Source organism: Nonomuraea antimicrobica (assembly GCF_039536965.1).
In the GTDB taxonomy this organism is placed as follows: Bacteria; Actinomycetota; Actinomycetes; order Streptosporangiales; family Streptosporangiaceae; genus Nonomuraea; species Nonomuraea antimicrobica.
Genome location: NZ_BAAAZP010000027.1, coordinates 134,242 through 150,982 on the forward strand (window position 1 = coordinate 134,242; position 16,741 = coordinate 150,982).

General features: G+C 71.1%; 16 protein-coding genes. 8 read left to right on the forward strand and 8 right to left on the reverse strand.

Annotation, left to right across the window (positions count from 1 at the left end):
* Nucleotides 1-5: 5 nt before the first annotated feature.
* A complete protein-coding gene (locus ABD844_RS09010) occupies nucleotides 6-1,886 on the forward strand; it encodes an ABC transporter ATP-binding protein (protein WP_344874885.1) in 1,881 nt (626 codons plus the stop codon).
* On the opposite strand, the gene ABD844_RS09015 is transcribed toward ABD844_RS09010, so the two are convergent.
* Nucleotides 1,847-3,259 carry a DHA2 family efflux MFS transporter permease subunit gene (locus tag ABD844_RS09015; RefSeq protein WP_344874887.1) on the reverse strand — a complete coding sequence of 471 codons (1,413 nt, stop codon included), beginning with the start codon at nucleotides 3,257-3,259 and terminating at the stop codon, nucleotides 1,847-1,849. The genes ABD844_RS09010 and ABD844_RS09015 overlap by 40 nt on opposite strands.
* Nucleotides 3,260-3,332: 73 nt before the next feature.
* On the opposite strand from ABD844_RS09015, the gene ABD844_RS09020 reads away from it, so the two are divergent.
* Genes ABD844_RS09020 through ABD844_RS09030 form a run of 3 tightly spaced genes read left to right on the forward strand, consistent with a single transcriptional unit; the run spans nucleotide 3,333 to nucleotide 4,592 of the window.
* Nucleotides 3,333-3,989 carry a TetR/AcrR family transcriptional regulator gene (locus ABD844_RS09020; protein ID WP_344874927.1) on the forward strand — a complete coding sequence of 219 codons (657 nt, stop codon included), beginning with the start codon at nucleotides 3,333-3,335 and terminating at the stop codon, nucleotides 3,987-3,989.
* A 10-nt stretch (nucleotides 3,990-3,999) separates the two neighbouring features.
* Nucleotides 4,000-4,185, forward strand: a complete 186-nt coding sequence (locus tag ABD844_RS09025) for a hypothetical protein (RefSeq protein WP_344874889.1) — start codon at nucleotides 4,000-4,002, stop codon at nucleotides 4,183-4,185.
* Nucleotides 4,182-4,592: a methylenetetrahydrofolate reductase gene (locus tag ABD844_RS09030; protein ID WP_344874891.1), complete on the forward strand. Its 411-nt coding sequence runs from the start codon at nucleotides 4,182-4,184 to the stop codon at nucleotides 4,590-4,592. The genes ABD844_RS09025 and ABD844_RS09030 overlap by 4 nt, the downstream gene beginning before the upstream one ends.
* Here the strand turns inward: ABD844_RS09030 and ABD844_RS09035 are convergent.
* The 3 genes from ABD844_RS09035 to ABD844_RS09045 all read right to left on the reverse strand — a co-directional run bounded on the left by ABD844_RS09035 (nucleotide 4,553) and on the right by ABD844_RS09045 (nucleotide 8,843).
* On the reverse strand, nucleotides 4,553-6,049 hold the full coding sequence (locus ABD844_RS09035; protein WP_344874893.1) for an MFS transporter: 1,497 nt from the start codon (nucleotides 6,047-6,049) through the stop codon (nucleotides 4,553-4,555). The genes ABD844_RS09030 and ABD844_RS09035 overlap by 40 nt on opposite strands.
* Nucleotides 6,050-6,113: 64 nt before the next feature.
* On the reverse strand, nucleotides 6,114-6,776 hold the full coding sequence (locus ABD844_RS09040; protein ID WP_344874895.1) for a Crp/Fnr family transcriptional regulator: 663 nt from the start codon (nucleotides 6,774-6,776) through the stop codon (nucleotides 6,114-6,116).
* A gap of 42 nt (nucleotides 6,777-6,818) precedes the next feature.
* On the reverse strand, nucleotides 6,819-8,843 hold the full coding sequence (locus tag ABD844_RS09045) for an adenylate/guanylate cyclase domain-containing protein (protein WP_344874897.1): 2,025 nt from the start codon (nucleotides 8,841-8,843) through the stop codon (nucleotides 6,819-6,821).
* Nucleotides 8,844-9,040: 197 nt separating this feature from the next.
* On the opposite strand from ABD844_RS09045, the gene ABD844_RS09050 reads away from it, so the two are divergent.
* Complete coding sequence (locus ABD844_RS09050; RefSeq protein ID WP_344874899.1) at nucleotides 9,041-9,961, forward strand: collagen-like domain-containing protein; 921 nt, start codon at nucleotides 9,041-9,043, stop codon at nucleotides 9,959-9,961.
* Between the two features lie 58 nt (nucleotides 9,962-10,019).
* On the opposite strand, the gene purL is transcribed toward ABD844_RS09050, so the two are convergent.
* The 4 genes from purL to purS all read right to left on the reverse strand — a co-directional run bounded on the left by purL (nucleotide 10,020) and on the right by purS (nucleotide 13,984).
* A complete protein-coding gene (purL, locus tag ABD844_RS09055; RefSeq protein WP_344874929.1) occupies nucleotides 10,020-12,224 on the reverse strand; it encodes a phosphoribosylformylglycinamidine synthase subunit PurL in 2,205 nt (734 codons plus the stop codon).
* A 65-nt stretch (nucleotides 12,225-12,289) separates the two neighbouring features.
* Nucleotides 12,290-12,970: a phosphoribosylformylglycinamidine synthase subunit PurQ gene (purQ, locus tag ABD844_RS09060; protein ID WP_344874901.1), complete on the reverse strand. Its 681-nt coding sequence runs from the start codon at nucleotides 12,968-12,970 to the stop codon at nucleotides 12,290-12,292.
* Nucleotides 12,971-13,127: 157 nt separating this feature from the next.
* Nucleotides 13,128-13,517 (reverse strand): ATP-binding protein, encoded by a 390-nt coding sequence (locus ABD844_RS09065; RefSeq protein WP_344874903.1) that lies wholly within the window; start codon nucleotides 13,515-13,517, stop codon nucleotides 13,128-13,130.
* 221 nt (nucleotides 13,518-13,738) lie between these two features.
* Nucleotides 13,739-13,984: a phosphoribosylformylglycinamidine synthase subunit PurS gene (gene purS, locus ABD844_RS09070; protein WP_344874905.1), complete on the reverse strand. Its 246-nt coding sequence runs from the start codon at nucleotides 13,982-13,984 to the stop codon at nucleotides 13,739-13,741.
* A gap of 231 nt (nucleotides 13,985-14,215) precedes the next feature.
* Here purS and pdhA point away from each other — a divergent pair, with 231 nt between their 5' ends.
* The 3 genes from pdhA to ABD844_RS09085 all read left to right on the forward strand — a co-directional run.
* Nucleotides 14,216-15,307 (forward strand): pyruvate dehydrogenase (acetyl-transferring) E1 component subunit alpha, encoded by a 1,092-nt coding sequence (gene pdhA, locus ABD844_RS09075; RefSeq protein ID WP_344874907.1) that lies wholly within the window; start codon nucleotides 14,216-14,218, stop codon nucleotides 15,305-15,307.
* On the forward strand, nucleotides 15,304-16,284 hold the full coding sequence (locus tag ABD844_RS09080) for an alpha-ketoacid dehydrogenase subunit beta (RefSeq protein ID WP_344874909.1): 981 nt from the start codon (nucleotides 15,304-15,306) through the stop codon (nucleotides 16,282-16,284). The genes pdhA and ABD844_RS09080 overlap by 4 nt, the downstream gene beginning before the upstream one ends.
* Before the next feature lie 11 nt (nucleotides 16,285-16,295).
* Nucleotides 16,296-16,741, forward strand: a 446-nt coding sequence (locus ABD844_RS09085) for a biotin/lipoyl-containing protein (protein ID WP_344874911.1), incomplete at its 3' end; no start/stop codon positions are given.

Genomic DNA, 16,741 nt, shown 5'->3' on the forward strand with positions numbered 1-16,741 from the left:
ATGCCATGAGCATGGAAGTGACCGCCTGGCATCAGCTCTACTCGATGAACGACCAGCAGGAGCGTCGCTCTGTCTCCAGGGCGACGCTCCGGCGTATCGGCGCCTTCGCGGGCCCGCACCGCCCCAAGCTGACCCTGTTCCTGCTGCTCAGCGTGGTCATGGCGGGCCTGGCCGTGGGCGCTCCGCTGCTGGCCGGCCGGGTCGTGGACGCCATCTTCAACGCCGAGCCGATCGGCGTGGTGGTCACCGTGGCGCTGCTGATCGCCGCGCTGGCGGTCGCGGAGGCGGGGCTCGGGCTGCTGAACCGCTGGCTTTCCGCGGGGCTGGGCGAGGACCTCATCCTCGACCTGCGTACGGCCGTCTTCGACCACGTCCAGAAGATGCCCGTCGCGTTCTTCACCAGGACCCGCACAGGCGCGCTGGTCAGCCGGCTGAACAACGACGTGATCGGAGCGCAGCGGGCCTTCACCGACACGCTGTCGGGCGTGGCGGGCAACCTCGTGACGCTCGCGCTGACGCTCGTCGCGATGATCGGCATCTCCTGGCAGATCACGCTGCTGGCGCTGGTGCTGCTGCCCGTGTTCGTGCTGCCCGCCCGGCGCATGGGCACCAGGATCGCCCGGCTGCGGCGCGAGGCGGCCGACCACAACGCGGCCATGGGCACGCAGATGACCGAGCGCTTCTCGGCCCCCGGCGCGACGCTGGTGAAGCTGTTCGGGCGGCCCTCGCACGAGTCGGCCGAGTTCGCGAGCAGGGCCAGGCGCGTACGCGACATCGGCGTGCGCACGGCCATGACCCAGTCGGCCTTCGTCACCGCGCTGACCCTGGTCTCCGCGCTCGCCCTCGCCCTCGTGTACGGCCTGGGCGGCTTCTACGCCCTGCGCGACCAGCTCGCCCCCGGCTCGGTGGTCGCGATGGCCATGCTGCTCACCCGCCTGTACGCCCCGCTGACCGCGCTGGCCAACGCCCGCGTGGACGTCATGAGCGCGATCGTCAGCTTCGAGCGCGTCTTCGAGGTGCTCGACCTCGAACCGCTCATCCAGGACAAGCCGGGCGCCCGTGCGGTGCCGGCAGGCCCCGTGGCGGTCGAGTTCGACGACGTGCGCTTCGCCTACCCCGCGCCCGACAAGGTCTCGCTGGCCTCGCTGGAGGCGGTCGCCACGCTCGACTCGCGCGGCGGCGTCGAGGTGCTGCACGGCGTCTCGTTCCGGGCCGAGCCTGGGCAGATGGTGGCGCTGGTGGGGTCGTCGGGCGCGGGCAAGTCCACGATCGCGCAGCTCCTGCCCCGCCTGTACGACGTCGACTCGGGCGCCGTACGGCTGGGCGGGGTGGACGTACGGGAGCTGAGCGCCGACTCCGTCCGCGCCACGCTCGGCATGGTCACCCAGGACGGCCACCTCTTCCACGACACCATCCGCGCCAACCTGCTGCTGGCCGCGCCGGAGGCGAGCGAGGAGGACCTGTGGGACGCCCTCACCCGCGCCCGCCTGGCCGCGCTCGTCGAGTCGCTGCCCGACGGGCTCGACACGGTCGTGGGCGAGCGCGGCTACCGGCTGTCGGGCGGCGAGCGCCAGCGGCTGACGATCGCCCGGCTGCTGCTGGCCAGGCCCAGGGTCGTCATCCTGGACGAGGCCACGGCCGCGCTCGACTCCACCTCCGAGGCGGCCGTGCAGGCGGCGCTGGGCGAGGCGCTCGAAGGCAGGACCGCCGTGGTGATCGCGCACCGGCTCTCCACGGTCAGGGCGGCCGACCTCATCCTGGTGATCGAGGACGGGCGGGTGGCCGAGCGCGGCACGCACGCCGAGTTGCTGGCCGCAGGGGGCCGCTACGAGGAGCTGTACCGCACTCAGTTCGAGGAGCCGACGACGGCGGGGGCGGCGGTCTGAGGCTCGTCGGGGGCACGCTCGGGGCGCAGCGAGTAGAGCGCGACCGGGATCGCCGCCAGCACCACGACCGCCGCGATGACCAGGGTGAACTGGTAGGCGTCGAGGAAGGCGGGCAGCGCCGGAAGGTCGCCCGCGCCCTGGCGGGAGGCCAGGATCGCGCCCAGCAGGGTGATGCCGAGCAGTCCGAACACCTCGCGGGAGACGTTGAGCACGCCCGAGGCCACGCCCGCGCGGGCCTTGGGCATGCCGTCGAGCACGGCCGCCGTCAGGGGCACCAGCAGGCCGCCGCCGAGCCCGTACAGGAGGAACCAGGGGGCCACGGCCGCGAAGTCGCCGTCGGCCCCGACGCGCGAGAGGAAGAAGATCGCGGCGCCCATCAGCGCCATCCCGAGCGCCACCGTGCGGCCGATGCCGAGCAGCGCGCCGATCCGCTGCGACAGCACCGCGACCACGACCATGACCAGCGCCATCGGCACGAACGACAGCCCGGCCTCGGTGGGGGAGAAGCCCAGCACGTTCTGCAGCCACAGGGCGCTGAAGAAGTAGACGCCGAACACGCCGAACGACCAGATCCCGCTGGTGAGCATCCCGCCGGAGAACACCCGTGATCTGAACAGCGACATCGCGATCATCGGCTCGGCGGCCCGCCGCTCGGCCAGCGCGAACGCCAGGGCCGCCGCCGCGAACACGCCGAACGCGGCCAGGATCGGCGCCGAGGTCCAGCCGGCCCGCTCGCCCTCGATGAGCGCGTACGTCAGGGCGAACAGGGCCAGCGCGGACGTGACCAGGCCGGGCAGGTCGAGCCCGCGCCGCACCCGCTCGACCGACGGCCTGACGGCCCAGAGCGCCAGCCCCGCCGTCACCGCCCCGATCGGTACGTTGACGAGGTAGATCCACCCCCAGTGCAGGTTCTCGCTGATGAGGCCGCCCAGGGCGGGCCCGAGCGCCATGGAGAGCGGCCCGGCGGCGCTCCAGACGCCCACGGCCCTGCCGCGCTCGGCGGGGTCGGGGAACATCTGCCTGATCAGCGCCAGCGTGGTCGGCGTCAGCAGGGCCGCGCCGACCCCCTGCACGGCCCGCGCGGCGATCAGCGCGGCGCCGGAGGTGGCCAGCCCGGCGGCCAGCGAGGCCAGCGTGAAGACGGCCAGCCCGCCGAGGAACACGCGACGGGCGCCCAGCACGTCCGCGAGCCGCCCGCCGACCAGCATGAGCCCGGCGAACACCAGGATGTACGAGCTCACGATCCACTCCAGCCCCGAGATCGTCAGCCCCAGCTCACGCTGGATCGTGGGCAACGCGACGTTGCCCACGTTGTTGTCCAGATAGGTCATGAAGGTGCCCAAGGTCACCGCGACCAGCGCCCACCATCGCACGGCAAGATCCTCCTATACGGCGTACTTGTACGCCGTATAGTTGAACTTGTACGGCGTATAGTTGTCAACCGTGATGGGAAAACTGACCGCGCGGACGATCGCGGAGCGGGCCCTGGAGATCGGCGACGCCGAAGGGCTCGACGCCGTGACGATCCGGCGCCTGGCCACGGATCTCGGCGTGACCCCGATGGCCCTCTACTGGCACTACAAGAACAAGGAACTGCTCCTCATCGGCATGGCCGACCACCTGATCGGCGGCTTCGCGCCCAAGCCCGCCGACGAGCGCCCGTGGCAGGCCCAGCTCCGCGACCTGACCGAGGGTCTGATCAGGACGTTGCGCACGCACCCCTGCGCCAAGAGCGTGATCGAGCAGATCGACCCGGTCACGGTGCCGAACTTCCTGGCCGTCTGGGACCGGGCGCTCGGGCTGGCCCGCACGGCCGGGTTCGGCGTGGAGGAGAGCTGCCTGATCACCAAATACCTGCTGCAGAGCGCGATCGCCATCGCCGACGCCCCGGTCCACTTCCAGGGGACCGGCCGGTCGGGAGAGGAGATCGACCAGGTCGTCCGGGGCAAGCGCGCCGGCCTGCAGTCGTTGCCCGCCGAGAGGTACCCGCACCTGGTCGAGATGGCCGGGCCGGTCACGAGCGGCACGTCACCCGAGCTGTACGACACCTTCGGCGTCGATCTCGTGCTGAGCGGCATAGAGGCGCTGGCGGCACGGGGATAGGGTCGTGCGCATGACCTTCGAGCTGATCTGCGAGATCGAACCCCCCACCCGGCCCGACCTCAAGCACGTCAGGCACCAGATCGGCACGATGAGCAAGATCGCGCACTCGTTCCTCATCCCCGACAACCACATCGGCCGGGCCACCGTGTCGAGCGTGGCCGTGGCACACGAGGTCGAGGCGATGGGCGCTCGATGATCGAGGGGGCGCGGGAGTTCTCGCCGGGCCTGCGCGTGGGGGCCGCCGCCGCGCTGCGCCCGCTGCCGGCCTGGAAGCGTACCGCCGACTTCCTGTTCTCCCAGGTCAGCTTCTCGGTGGAGGCGCAGCTCCGGTGGCGCGACGAGCACCCGGCCGACATGCCGGTCTACGCCGGCGTCATGGTCCTGGCCAGCGTCCGGCACGCGCGCACCCTGGCCGCCGCCATCCCCGACATCGCGCTGCCCGACGAACTGGTCGAGCGGGTGGCCACCGACCGCATGGCGGGGGTGGAGGCCGCCTGCGAGCAGGTGCTCGCGCTGCGCGACTCCGGCGCCTTCGCCGGGGTCCACCTCATCCCGGTGTCCCGCTACCGCGACGTCGAGTCGCGGCTCTCGGCGGCCCTCTGAGCCGCCGTGCTCTGAGCGCTCCTGTCCGGCCACGCCAGGGCGGCCAGGACGGCGCCCAGCAGGGCCACGGCGAACAACACCGCGTACGCCCGCTGGAAGCCGTCCATGAGCTGTCCCACGGCCACGGGTGACAGGGTGGACAGTGTGCCCGCGTACACCTGGGCGCGCAGCGCGGGCCCCACCGAGGCGGTGAGCACGCTGAGCGAGAGGCCGACGCTGATCACGATGCCGACGTTCATCACCATGACGCGAAAGCCGTTGACCACGCCCAGGCTCCCGCTCGGCAGGGCCCGCATGACCTGGGTGGTGTTGCCGGTGAGGAACGTTCCGCTGCCGCAGCCGGCCACGAAGAGCCCGATCCCGATCACCCAGTACGGCGTCCCCGGGTCGGCCGTCAGCATCAGTGTGCCGAGCCCGGCCGCGCTCAGCACCGCGCCCCCGATCGACAGCGCGTACGGCGGCACCCGCCGCCCCAGCATGCCCACGACCGGCGAGGCCAGCCCGATGCCCACCGGCACGGGCAGCACGCTCAGCCCCGCCTCGAACGCGCCCACCCCCCTGGCCGCCTGAAAGTACAGCGCCACCACCAGGATCAGCGCCGAGCGGGCCAGCGCGTTGCAGAACGACGCCAGGTTCGCGCAGGTCAGCAGCCGCCCGCCGAACAACCGCAGGTCCAGCACCGGGTTACGGGAGCGCCGCTCGGCCACGAGGAGCAGCGGCAGGCACAGCGCGAACACGCTCGCCCCGGCGATCACCACGGGGCTGGACAACCCCCTGGAGCCCGCCTCCGACAGCGCCAGCAGCAGCGCCGACAGCGCCGCGAACACCAGCACGTTGCCCAGCGCGTCCACCGGCTCCTTGGGCCGCCTGGGCATCCTGCGTAAGACCGCCGCCCCCACGCCGAACGCCACCAGCCCGGCGGGCACGTTCACCCAGAAGATCCACTGCCAGCCGGCCGTCTCCGCGATCAGGCCGCCCAGGGTGGGGCCGGCGAGCTGGGCCACCGACAACGTGCCGATGTAGACGCCCATGCCCTGGCTGAGCCGGTCGGGCGGGAACGCGTCGGTGATGATCACGGTGCCGTTCGCGAGGATCATGGCCGCGCCGATCGCCTGTAACACCCGCATCGCGATCAGGAACCACACGCTGGGCGACAGTCCGGCCAGCAGCGAGGCCACCGTGAACAGGGCGAAGCCCGCCAGATAGACCTCACGCCTGCCCAGCAGGTCGGCCACCCGGCCGAAGAACACCAGACTCGCGGTGTTGACCAGCAGGAACGCCAGCAGGATCCAGCCCGATTCGAGCGCGTCGGCATGGAAGTGCCGCACGACCGTCGGCAGCGCCACGTTGAGCGTGCTGCCGGCGACGCCGATGAGGATGAGGCCCAGGCTGGTGACCGCACAGACCCGCCAGGCGTAACGGAGGCTGGCGTCGTTCCGGGGGGTGACCGCGACCATGCACTCCACTATGACGTACGACGTACGTCCGATTTGTCGCCAGGGGCGCCAGGGGCGCCGGGGTTCACCGGGCTCGCTTGCGCAACCCCTCCAGGTCGTGGATCACCACGCGCCGCCTGCCGGTCTCGATCAGGCCCCGGTCGCGCAGCGTGCGCAGGGCCTTGCTGACGGCCTCGCGGGAGGCGCCCGTCCAGCCCGCCAGCTCGTCCTGCGACAGGGGCAGCGCCACGCGTACGCCGCTGGTGGTGTGCTCCCCGAAGCGGTCGGCCAGCTCCAGCAGGCGGGTGGCCACCCGGCCGGTGGTGTCGTACGCGCCGTACTCGATGCGCTTCCTGTCGGAGTCGCGCAGCTTGCCGCTGACGAGCCGCATGAGCAGGACGGCGATGCGCCCGTGGGCCTCGAGGAAGGCGATGAAGTCGCGTACGACGATGCCGGAGATCGGCTCCAGCGCGGTCACCGTGGTCGATCGGGGCGAGCCGTCGATGGCCGACAGCTCGCCGAGCAGCGCCCCGGGGCCGCGTACGGCCAGCACCACCTCGGTGCCGCTGTTGGTGTGCGAGGAGCACTTGACCCGGCCCTCCAGCAGCACGAGCACCCAGTCGGACGTGTCGCCCTCGGTCATGACGGTGGTGCCGCGCTCCCAGCGTCGCAGCCGGCCGGCCGAGCGCAGGGCCCCGACCTCCTCGGCGGTGAGCAGGGTCAGGAACTCGCCGGGCTCTGGATCCATGCGCCGATTATGTCGGCACCCACCTCGCGCTTCTATGCCCTTCTACGTCATTTCGGTCAGCACGTAGGCCGCCACGCGCTCTTCCTTGCCCTTGAGGCTGAGCCGCCCCAGAGGGCTCACGGAGACGCCGGCGCCCAGTTGCCGGTACGTCGTCTCGCCGATGACCACGGTGCCCGGCTCGGCGAGGGCCTGGAGCCTGGCGGCCACGTTCACGCAGTCGCCCATGGCGTTGAAGCCGCGCAGCTCGGGGCTGCCGATGTTGCCGACCAGCGCGGGCCCGGTGTTGACCCCCACCCGGAACGTCGGCCACTGCACGTCGTCCACCCGCTTCCAGGCCATCTCCTCGGCCACCTCGGCGGCGGCCCGCTGCATCTCCAGCGCGGCCCGGCAGGCCGCCCGCGCGTGCCCCGCCTGCGTGGCCGGGGCGTTGAACAGCGCCAGCAGCGCGTCACCGACGAACTGCACGATCGTGCCCCCGTTGTTCAGGATGCACGGGACGGCGGCCGTGTGGTAGCGGTTGAGCATCTCGACGATCTCGCCGGGCGTCACCCTCTCCGAGAACGTGGTGAAGCCCTTGAGATCGGCGAAGAGCGCGGTCAGCTCCCTCAGCTCGCCGCCCAGCGCCGCCTGACCGGGGTCGGCCAGCAGCGCGTGGGCCACGTCGGGCGACATGTACTGGTGGAAGAGCGTGTGCAGCTCCTGGTAGAGGCGGGCGTTCTCCAGCGAGATCGAGAGCTGGCCGGCCAGCGTGGCGGCCAGCGCCTCGTCCTGGCCGGTGCGCCCGACGGGCACCTCCAGCACGCCCGCCACGTTGCCCTTGACGGTCAGCGGGAAGGCCAGCAGCCGCTCGCGCCTGATCGGGTTGCCGTCGGTGAAGTGGTAGTCGCGCGAGCCGATCCGGGTCGCCCCGTCGGCCACCAGGGCGATCTTGACGTCGCCGTACGCCTGCCGCACCCGCTCCAGCGACGTCGTCAGCAACTGGTCCTCCGGGAGGCCGACCCTGGTCTGCGCGCTCACCGCAACCAGCGCGGCCAGCCGCTCCGACAGCTCCCGCTCGTTGGCCAGCGCCGCGCCGGCCCGGTCGAGCACCGCGGCCTGCCCCTCGTTGAGCCGGAACTTGCCCGACAACCGGGTCGCGGCCAGCGGCTCGCCCCTGCGTACGTGCTCGACCAGCTCCTCCAGCGCCTCGTCGTAGTCGCGCCGGATGCGGGCCACGGTCGCCGACAGCGCCACCGAGTCGAACAGCCCCGCGCTCGACCCCTCGCGCCGGAACTGCAGGTAGGCGCTGTAGGCCACGAAGACGAAGGCCAGGGTCAGCAGCAGGTGCCACTCCCACCACGACAGGTGCCAGTTGAGCTGCGACATCCCGGCGACCATCGACTCGGCCAGCAGCGCGTACGCGGTGATCAGGCTGATCAGCATGGCCGAAGGCCGCCGCCGGTGCAGCAGGAACATCATCACGCCGGCCGCCGCGTAGAGCAGCACGCCGGGCACCGACGCCCACGCCAGCCAGTCGATCGGCGAGACCGTCGGCGGCTCGCTGAGCGGCGTCAGCCCCGGCACCAGCGACACCACGCCCCACAGCGCCATGAACCCGATGAGCACGCCGCGCACGAAGTGCTGCGACCTCAGCACGGCGTCGGCGGCCTTCTCGTCCAGCGCCAGCGCCGAGGCGAACGCGAACACCGACGCGATCGACAGCCCCACCTGCTGCCCGAGATCGAACCCGACCGAGCCGCGGGGCAGGATGAGCCCCGGCGTGGCCAGCCCGTGCAGGAAGAAGAACCCGGCGCTGCCCAGGAAGACCATCGAGACCAGGAACAGCCGCGCGTCCTGCCGCCGCCGCGACGCCTCGCTGATGAGCAGGCCGAGCCCGACGTTGACCCCGGCCACCAGGACGATCAGCCAGAAGTGGCTCGGGTTGTGCTGCCAGAAGACGTTGACGTCGGGTTGCGAGAGCAGCAACCAGAGCCCGAGCAGGGGCAGGACCAGGTGGAGGCCCCAGACCACCCCGCGCACGGGCTGGGTGGCCGGGGGGAGGTGAGGGGTGGAACCCGGCGTTGGCACAGACCGATTATCCACGGGCCGCCGGAGACCGGAATGTGTCGTTTTACTCACTCCGGTCGCCAACATCCGGTCAATCTGGTCAGTAACCCTCCGTTTCGTGACAAATACGTTATGTAGTTGGCGTCATCCTTTGGAACGTTTGAAGCGTGAATCTCATGCACAACATGAGCATCACTCGTTCCTCTGGAAGGAAAACCGTGGCTATCAAGGTTCGCGGCGGGCGTACGATCACGCTCGCCACGGTCGGGGCGCTGGCCGTCTCGCTCCTCACCGTCGGCGGCGTCGCCACCGCCTCGTCGGCCGCCGCCGAGGTGCACGCGTGCGTGCACAAGAAGACGCGGTACGCCCGCATCGTCAACCCGTCGACGAAGTGCAGGAAGACGGAGGAGCGCATCCTGATCGGCGGCGGCGCCTCGACGACCACCGTGCAGACGGGGCAGCAGGGGGAGCGCGGCCCGGCCGGCCCGCAGGGCAAGCAGGGTCTCCAGGGCGTGAAGGGCGAGACGGGCCCGGCGGGCCCGCAGGGCAAGCAGGGCCTCCAGGGCGCCAAGGGCGAGACCGGCGCCCAGGGTCCCAAGGGCGAGACCGGCGCGCAGGGCCCCAAGGGCGAGGAAGGGGCCAAGGGCGAGCAGGGCAAGCAGGGTGAGGCGGGCCCGCAGGGCAAGCCGGGCGAGCCGGGCTCCAAGGGCGCACAGGGCCCGCAGGGCGAGCAGGGCAAGCAGGGCCCCCAGGGTCCCCAGGGCCCGAAGGGTGACCCCGGCACCGGCGCCGCCTTCACCACCTACACCAGGTCCGAGAGCATCAGGTCGACCGGCTCGGAAACCGCAAGCTGCGACAAGGGCGACCCGGCGACCGGAGGCGGCTTCTCCTTCGGCACGCTCAAGAACGCCGTCGTGACGACCAGCGCTCCCTACGGCAGCGGCTGGAAGGTCACCGTGGTCAAGGACGACAACGGCTACGGCAACAACGGCCTGGCCACCGCGACCACCACCAGCACCACCAGCACCTCCACTCCGACCCCCGCTCCCGGCAAGGACGAGAAGACCTACGGCGGCGGCAGCGGAGGCGGCACAAGCGTCAGCGGCAGCGTCTACGTCGTCTGCCTGAAGAAGGCGTAACGGAACGCCGAAGGGCCGGTACGGACTCGCGTACCGGCCCTTCTGTACGAACAGCGGCTCAGCCGAACAGCGCGGGAAGCGCCGCCGCGTGCGTTTCCCGCAGCTCCTCGACCGGCACCTCGAACACGCCCTCGACCGCCAGCGCGGCCCCGCCGGTCACGCCGAGCCCGTAGCAGGGCACGTCGTGGCGGCCGCACAGCGCGGCGAGCGCCGCGTAAGCCTCCGGCCGCACCGCCACGAGCGCCCGCGACGCCGACTCGCTGAACAGGTCGGTGAACGCGTCACCGGTCAGCTCCACCGACGCGCCCACGCCCCGCGCCAGGCAGGACTCGGCGAGCGCGACGGCCAGCCCGCCGTCGGACAGGTCGTGCGAGCTCTCCAGCAGCCCGCGGCGGGCCGCCTCCACCAGGACGGTGGCCAGCGCCCGCTCCGCCTCCAGGTCCGCCCGCGGCGGCAGCCCGCCGAGGTGGCCGTGCGCGACGTGCGCCCACTCCGAGCCGCCGAACTCCTCGTGGGTGTCGCCGAGCAGCACGATCTTCAGCCCGTCGGCGACGAACCCGGACGGCACCCGCTTGGCCACGTCGTCGATGACCCCGAGGACGCCCACGACCGGCGTCGGGTGGATGGCCGTCGCGCCGGTCTGGTTGTAGAAGGAGACGTTGCCGCCGGTCACCGGCACGCCCAGCGTCTTGCAGGCGTCGGCCAGGCCGCGTACGGCCTCGGCGAACTGCCACATGACCTCGGGGTCCTCCGGGGAGCCGAAGTTGAGGCAGTTGGTGACGGCCAGGGGCTCGGCCCCGGTCACGGCCACGTTCCTGTACGCCTCGGCGAGCGCGAGCTGCGCCCCCGCGTACGGGTCGAGCCTGGCGTAGCGGCCGTTGCCGTCGGTGGCCAGCGCGATGCCCCGCGTCGTCGGCTCCGCGCCCTCCATGACCTCCGAGATGCGCAGCATGCCCGCGTCGGCCGGCTGGGCCAGCACGGTGTTCGAGCGTACGTAGCGGTCGTACTGGGAGGTCACCCACTCCTTGGAGGCCAGGTTGGGCGAGCCGAGCAGCCGCAGCAGCGTCTCGCGCAGGTCGGCGGGCCGCTCCAGCCGGTCGGGGTTGTCGGCGTTGAGCGCGGCCTGCCCGGCGGGCTCGTGGAAGGGACGCTCGTAGACCGGGCCGTCGTCGGCCGCGGTGCCCGGCGGGATGTCCACGATGACCTCGCCGTCCCAGGTCATGACCAGGCGGCCGGTGTCGGTGACCTCGCCGATGACGGTGGCGGGCACGTCCCACCTGTCGCAGACGGCCATGAACGCGGGGATGTCGTCGGGCCGGACCACGGCCATCATCCGCTCCTGCGACTCGCTCATGAGGATCTCCTCGGGCCTGAGCGAGGGGTCGCGGAGCGGGACGAGGTTGAGGTCGACGCGCATGCCGCCGGTGCCCTTGGCGGCCAGCTCGGTGGTGGCGCAGGAGACGCCGGCCGCGCCGAGGTCCTGGATGCCGACGACCACGTCGGCCGCGTAGAGCTCCAGGCAGCACTCGATGAGCAGCTTCTCCATGAACGGGTCGCCCACCTGCACGGCGGGCCGCTTGGCCTGCGACTCGTCCTCGAACGTCGCGGAGGCCAGCACGGACGCGCCGCCGATGCCGTCGGGGCCGGTGGAGGCGCCGAACAGCACGACCTTGTTGCCGGGGCCCGGCGCGGTGGCCAGCTTGATCTGGTCTTTCCGCAGCAGGCCCACGCACAGGGCGTTGACCAGCGGGTTGCCGAGGTAGCAGGGGTCGAAGACGACCTCGCCGCCGATGTTGGGCAGGCCCAGGCAGTTGCCGTAGCTGCTGATGCCCTCCACCACGCCGGGCAGCACCCGGCGGGTGTCGACGGCGTCGGCCGCGCCGAAGCGCAGGGAGTCCATGACGGCGATCGGGCGCGCGCCCATCGACATGATGTCGCGGACGATCCCGCCGACGCCGGTGGCCGCGCCCTGGTGCGGCTCGACGTACGAGGGGTGGTTGTGCGACTCGATCTTGAACGTGGCCGCCCAGCCGTCGCCGATGTCCACGACGCCGGCATTTTCCCCCATGCCCACGAGCAGCGCCTCCGACTTGGGCGCCTTGGTGGCGAACTGCCTGAGGTGCACCTTGGACGACTTGTACGAGCAGTGCTCGGACCACATGACGCTGTAGATCGCCAGCTCGGACCCGGTGGGACGGCGGCCCAGGATCTCTTTGACCCGGTCGTACTCGTCCTGCTTCATCCCCAGCTCGGCGAAGGGCATCGGCTCGTCGGGCGTCTCGGCGGCCCGCTCGACGCTGTCGGTGCTGTGTCCGATGATTCGCTCGCTCACGTGTTCACCAGGTTCTTCAGAATGGAGGCGAAGAAGCCGAGGCCGTCGGTGCTCGGGGCGCCGACCAGCTCTTCGACCGCGTGCTCGGGGTGCGGCATGAGGCCGACGACGTTGCCAGCCTCGTTGCGGATGCCCGCGATGTCGTTGAGCGAGCCGTTGGGGTTGCCGAGGTAGCGCACCACCACGTGGCCGCCCGCCTCGAGCGCGGCGAGGGTGTCGTCGGAGGCCACGTAGCGGCCCTCGCCGTGCTTGATCGGCAGCACGATCTCCTGGCCGGTCTCGAACGCGTTGGTCCAGGCGGTCGCGGTCTGCTCGACGCGGACCCGCTGGTCACGGCAGACGTAGTGGAGCGAGGCGTTGCGGGTCAGCGCGCCGGGCAGCAGGTGCGCCTCGCAGAGGATCTGGAAGCCGTTGCAGGTGCCGATCACCGGCAGCCCCGCCCGCGCGGCCGGGACGAGCTCGTCCATGAGCGGCGCGAAGCGCGAGATGGCCCCACAGCGCAGGTAGTCGCCGTAGGAGAAGCCACCGGGCAGGAAGACGGCGTCGACCCCCTTCAGGTCGCGGTCGGCGTGCCACAGCGGGACGGCCTGCCCGCCCGCGAGGCGAACGGCCCTGGCCGCGTCCTGGTCGTCGAGAGTTCCTGGAAACGTGACTACGCCCACACGGGCAGCGCTCATGGTGGTCGTCCCCTCCGGAGGAGTGCGCGCGTCACCGTCCCATCGGGGTGGACGGCGGTGTACTCAGGTTATCGGGTGCTCCCGCGTGGTCGGCATCGGCTCGTGCGATGCGCGGGCAGCCCGTGAACAACCCCGAAGCGGCGCGGACAGGGGCAGGTCAGACCGCGGCCAGCTCGCGCGGACGGGCCTTGGCGGCGTCGTCGTCCCAGGCGAGCAGCTTGCGCAGGTGGACCGTGGTGCCCCGGCCGGGCGTGATGCCGAAGGAGATCTCGTCGACCACGGAACGCATGATGAGCAGACCGCGGCCGTTCTCGGTGTCGGGAGGCGGGAAGTGCGGGGGCATGCTGGGCACGCCGTCACCGTTGTCGGCCACGCGTACGTCGCACTGGCCTGAACCGATCGCCGCCGTCACTTCGTAGCGGTTGGCCGGCCCTCCGTGCCGGACCGCGTTGGAGCAGGCCTCGGAAACGGCGAGCAGCATGTCGGCGATGCACGTCTCGCTCACGTTGAGTGAACGCATGGCGTCGCCTAGCACTCGCCTGACCATCGGTATGCCGATCGCATCCCGAGGCAGTGCCAACGAGAACTCAATATCCACCGGACTCCTCCGGGCTCCGGAATGTCACCTGGAGTAGGTTTCCCTGAGAAAACGGGGCTAACCGCAAAATCACGTTGTTGTTATTTAGTGTTGGCAAGCCCGTGGCATTGTGGCACGTCAGAACCCCGCTTTAACCGTCCCGGGGGAAATCAGTGCACCAAATGTGACTTCTACCCCTCAACCCGGACGGTGTAGTCCTCAATCACGGTGTTGGCCAGAAGTGTCTCGGCCATCTTGCGTACCTCCTCCAGCGCCGCCTCGTCGGCCGGGCCTTCGAGTTCGAGCTCGAAGCGCTTGCCCTGACGCACGGCCGAGACGCCGGAGAAGCCGAGCCTGGGCAGCGCCCTGGCGATCGCCTGGCCCTGCGGGTCGAGGATCTCGGGCTTCAGCATGACGTCCACGATGACGCGGGCCACTTGCGTTCCTCCTGGGAGCGGTGGGTGAGTGGGGTGGGAAGCACAGCCTACCGGCGCGTGTGGCTGCCCACACAACGGGAACGGGGAGGACATGGGGCTTGCGCACAGGGCTGTGACGTCTGCCACGATGGCCCCAAAAGCGTACGAACCTCCACCTCCCGGTTCGGCGCCAGGTACAAGGCCGGCAAGGTGGCAACCCCAGCGAACCGGCCCCCGACCAAGGAGTGGCACGTGACACTCGACGCCTCTCGTGGTGCTGACGCACCTCCGGAGCTCGTCCAGTTGCTCACCCCCGAGGGCGAGCGGATCGAGCATCCCGACTACGACATCGACCTGACCCCTGAGGAGATCCGGTCGCTCTACCGCGACCTGGTGCTCGTCCGGCGCATCGACCTGGAGGCCGTGGCGCTGCAACGCCAGGGCGAGCTGGGCATCTGGGCCTCGCTGCTGGGCCAGGAGGCCGCCCAGATCGGATCGGGCCGGGCGCTGACCGACTCCGACATGGCCTTCCCCACCTACCGCGAGCACGGCGTCGCGTGGTGCCGCGACGTCGACCCGGTGAAGCTGCTGGGCCTGTTCAGAGGGGTCAACCACGGCGGGTGGGACCCCAAGGAGCACAACTTCCACCTGTACACGATCGTCATCGGGAGCCAGACGCTGCACGCCGTCGGCTACGCGATGGGCATTCAACGCGACGACGCCAGCGCGGCGACCATCGTCTACTTCGGCGACGGGGCGACCTCGCAGGGTGACGTCAACGAGTCGTTCATCTGGGCCAGCGTGTTCAACGCGCCGATCGTGTTCTTCTGCCAGAACAACCAGTGGGCCATCTCCGAGCCGCTGGAGAAGCAGACCCGCATCCCCCTCTACCGGCGGGCCTCCGGCTTCGGCTTCCCCGGCATCAGGGTCGACGGCAACGACGTGCTCGCCTGCCTGGCGGTGACGCGCAAGGCGCTCGAAGCCGCGCGTACCGGGCAGGGGCCGACGTTGATCGAGGCGTTCACGTACCGGATGGGCGCCCACACCACCACCGACGACCCGACGCGCTACCGGGTGGCCAGCGAGCTGGAGGCGTGGAAGCTGAAAGACCCGATCGAGCGGGTCAAGTCATATCTGTTCAGGACCGAGCAGGGTGACCAGGCGTTCTTCGACGCCGTCAGCGCCGAGGCCGACCAACTCGGCGCGGACCTGCGCAGGCGCTGCCTGGCCATGCCCGACCCCGAGCCGCTCGCCATCTTCGACCACGTCTACAGCGAGCCCCACGCCCTGATCGATCAGGAGCGCGCGCAGTTCGCCGCGTATTTGGAGGGGTTCGAGAAGTGACCGTGCTCAGTTTGTCAAAGGCGCTCAACGAGGGCATGCGCAAGGCCATGGAGGACGACCCCAAGGTCCTCATCATGGGAGAGGACGTCGGCAAGCTGGGCGGCGTCTTCCGGGTCACCGACGGGCTGCAGAAGGACTTCGGCGAGGACCGCGTGATCGACACGCCGCTGGCCGAGTCCGGCATCATCGGCACCGCGATCGGGCTGGCGCTGCGCGGCTACCGGCCGGTGTGCGAGATCCAGTTCGACGGCTTCGTCTTCCCGGCGGCCGACCAGATCATCACCCAGCTCGCCAAGATGCCGATGCGGTCGCTGGGCGCGATCAAACTGCCCGTCGTCGTACGCATCCCCTGTGGCGGCGGCATCGGCGCGGTCGAGCACCACAGCGAGTCGCCTGAGGCGTACTTCACGCACACGGCCGGCCTGCGCGTGGTGGCCTGCTCCAACCCGGCCGACGCGTACACGATGATCCAGCAGGCCATCCGCACCGACGACCCCGTGGTCTTCTTCGAGCCCAAGCGCCGCTACTGGGAGAAGGCCGACCTCGACACCTCCTCGACCGACTGGTGGGCGCCGCTGCACGCGGCCCGGGTGGTGCGGCCGGGGACCGACGTGACGCTGCTGGCCTACGGTCCCATGGTCAAGACCTGCCTGGAGGCCGCCACCGCCGCCGAGGACGACGGGCGCTCGCTGGAGGTCGTCGACCTGCGCTCGCTCAACCCGCTGGACGAGGCCGTGGTCATGGAGTCGGCCCGGCGTACCGGGCGGGTCGTGGTCGTGCACGAGGCCCCGGTCAACAACGGCTTCGGCGCCGAGCTGGCGGCCAGGATCACCGAGCAGTGCTTCTACCATCTGGAGTCGCCCGTGCTGCGCGTCGGCGGCTTCTCCACCCCCTACCCGCCGTCGAAGCTGGAGGAGCACTACCTGCCCGACCTGGACCGGGTGCTCGACGCCGTCGACCGGACCTTCGGGTTCTGAGGGGATCTGCGATGCGACGCGAGTTCAAGCTCCCGGACGTCGGTGAGGGCCTGACGGAGGCGGAGATCGTCCGCTGGCACGTCAAGGCGGGCGACGACGTCAAGGTCAACCAGATCGTGGTGGAGATCGAGACGGCCAAGTCGATCGTCGAGCTGCCGATCCCGTGGGACGGGGTGGTGGCCGGGCTGATGGCGGCAGAGGGCGACACGGTCGACGTGGGCGTCCCGATCATCGCCGTGGACACGCCGGAGGACGGGCCAGACGCGCCTGCCCCGCCTGCCGCGGCGGGCGCGGTCCCCGCGGGGGCCGACGACATGGTGCCGCAGCCGCCGGCGGAGGGCGCGGTGGAGCCGGGCGTCCACGGCAGCCCGGCGCCCAAGGAGGAACGCCAGTCGGTGCTGGTCGGCTACGGCGTCAAGACCGGCGCGACCAAGCGCCGGGCCCGCAGGCTGACGCG

Excerpts from the sequence above, each read along its gene's own strand:
- ABD844_RS09010 (WP_344874885.1), top strand. The coding sequence starts at position 6 with ATGAGCATGGAAGTGACCGCCTGGCATCAGCTCTACTCGATGAACGAC.
- ABD844_RS09020 (WP_344874927.1), top strand. The coding sequence starts at position 3,333 with ATGGGAAAACTGACCGCGCGGACGATCGCGGAGCGGGCCCTGGAGATC.
- ABD844_RS09025 (WP_344874889.1), top strand. The coding sequence starts at position 4,000 with ATGACCTTCGAGCTGATCTGCGAGATCGAACCCCCCACCCGGCCCGAC.
- ABD844_RS09030 (WP_344874891.1), top strand. The coding sequence starts at position 4,182 with ATGATCGAGGGGGCGCGGGAGTTCTCGCCGGGCCTGCGCGTGGGGGCC.
- ABD844_RS09035 (WP_344874893.1), bottom strand. The coding sequence starts at position 6,049 with ATGGTCGCGGTCACCCCCCGGAACGACGCCAGCCTCCGTTACGCCTGG.
- ABD844_RS09040 (WP_344874895.1), bottom strand. The coding sequence starts at position 6,776 with ATGGATCCAGAGCCCGGCGAGTTCCTGACCCTGCTCACCGCCGAGGAG.
- purL (WP_344874929.1), bottom strand. The coding sequence starts at position 12,224 with ATGCCCTTCGCCGAGCTGGGGATGAAGCAGGACGAGTACGACCGGGTC.
- purQ (WP_344874901.1), bottom strand. The coding sequence starts at position 12,970 with ATGAGCGCTGCCCGTGTGGGCGTAGTCACGTTTCCAGGAACTCTCGAC.
- ABD844_RS09065 (WP_344874903.1), bottom strand. The coding sequence starts at position 13,517 with ATGGTCAGGCGAGTGCTAGGCGACGCCATGCGTTCACTCAACGTGAGC.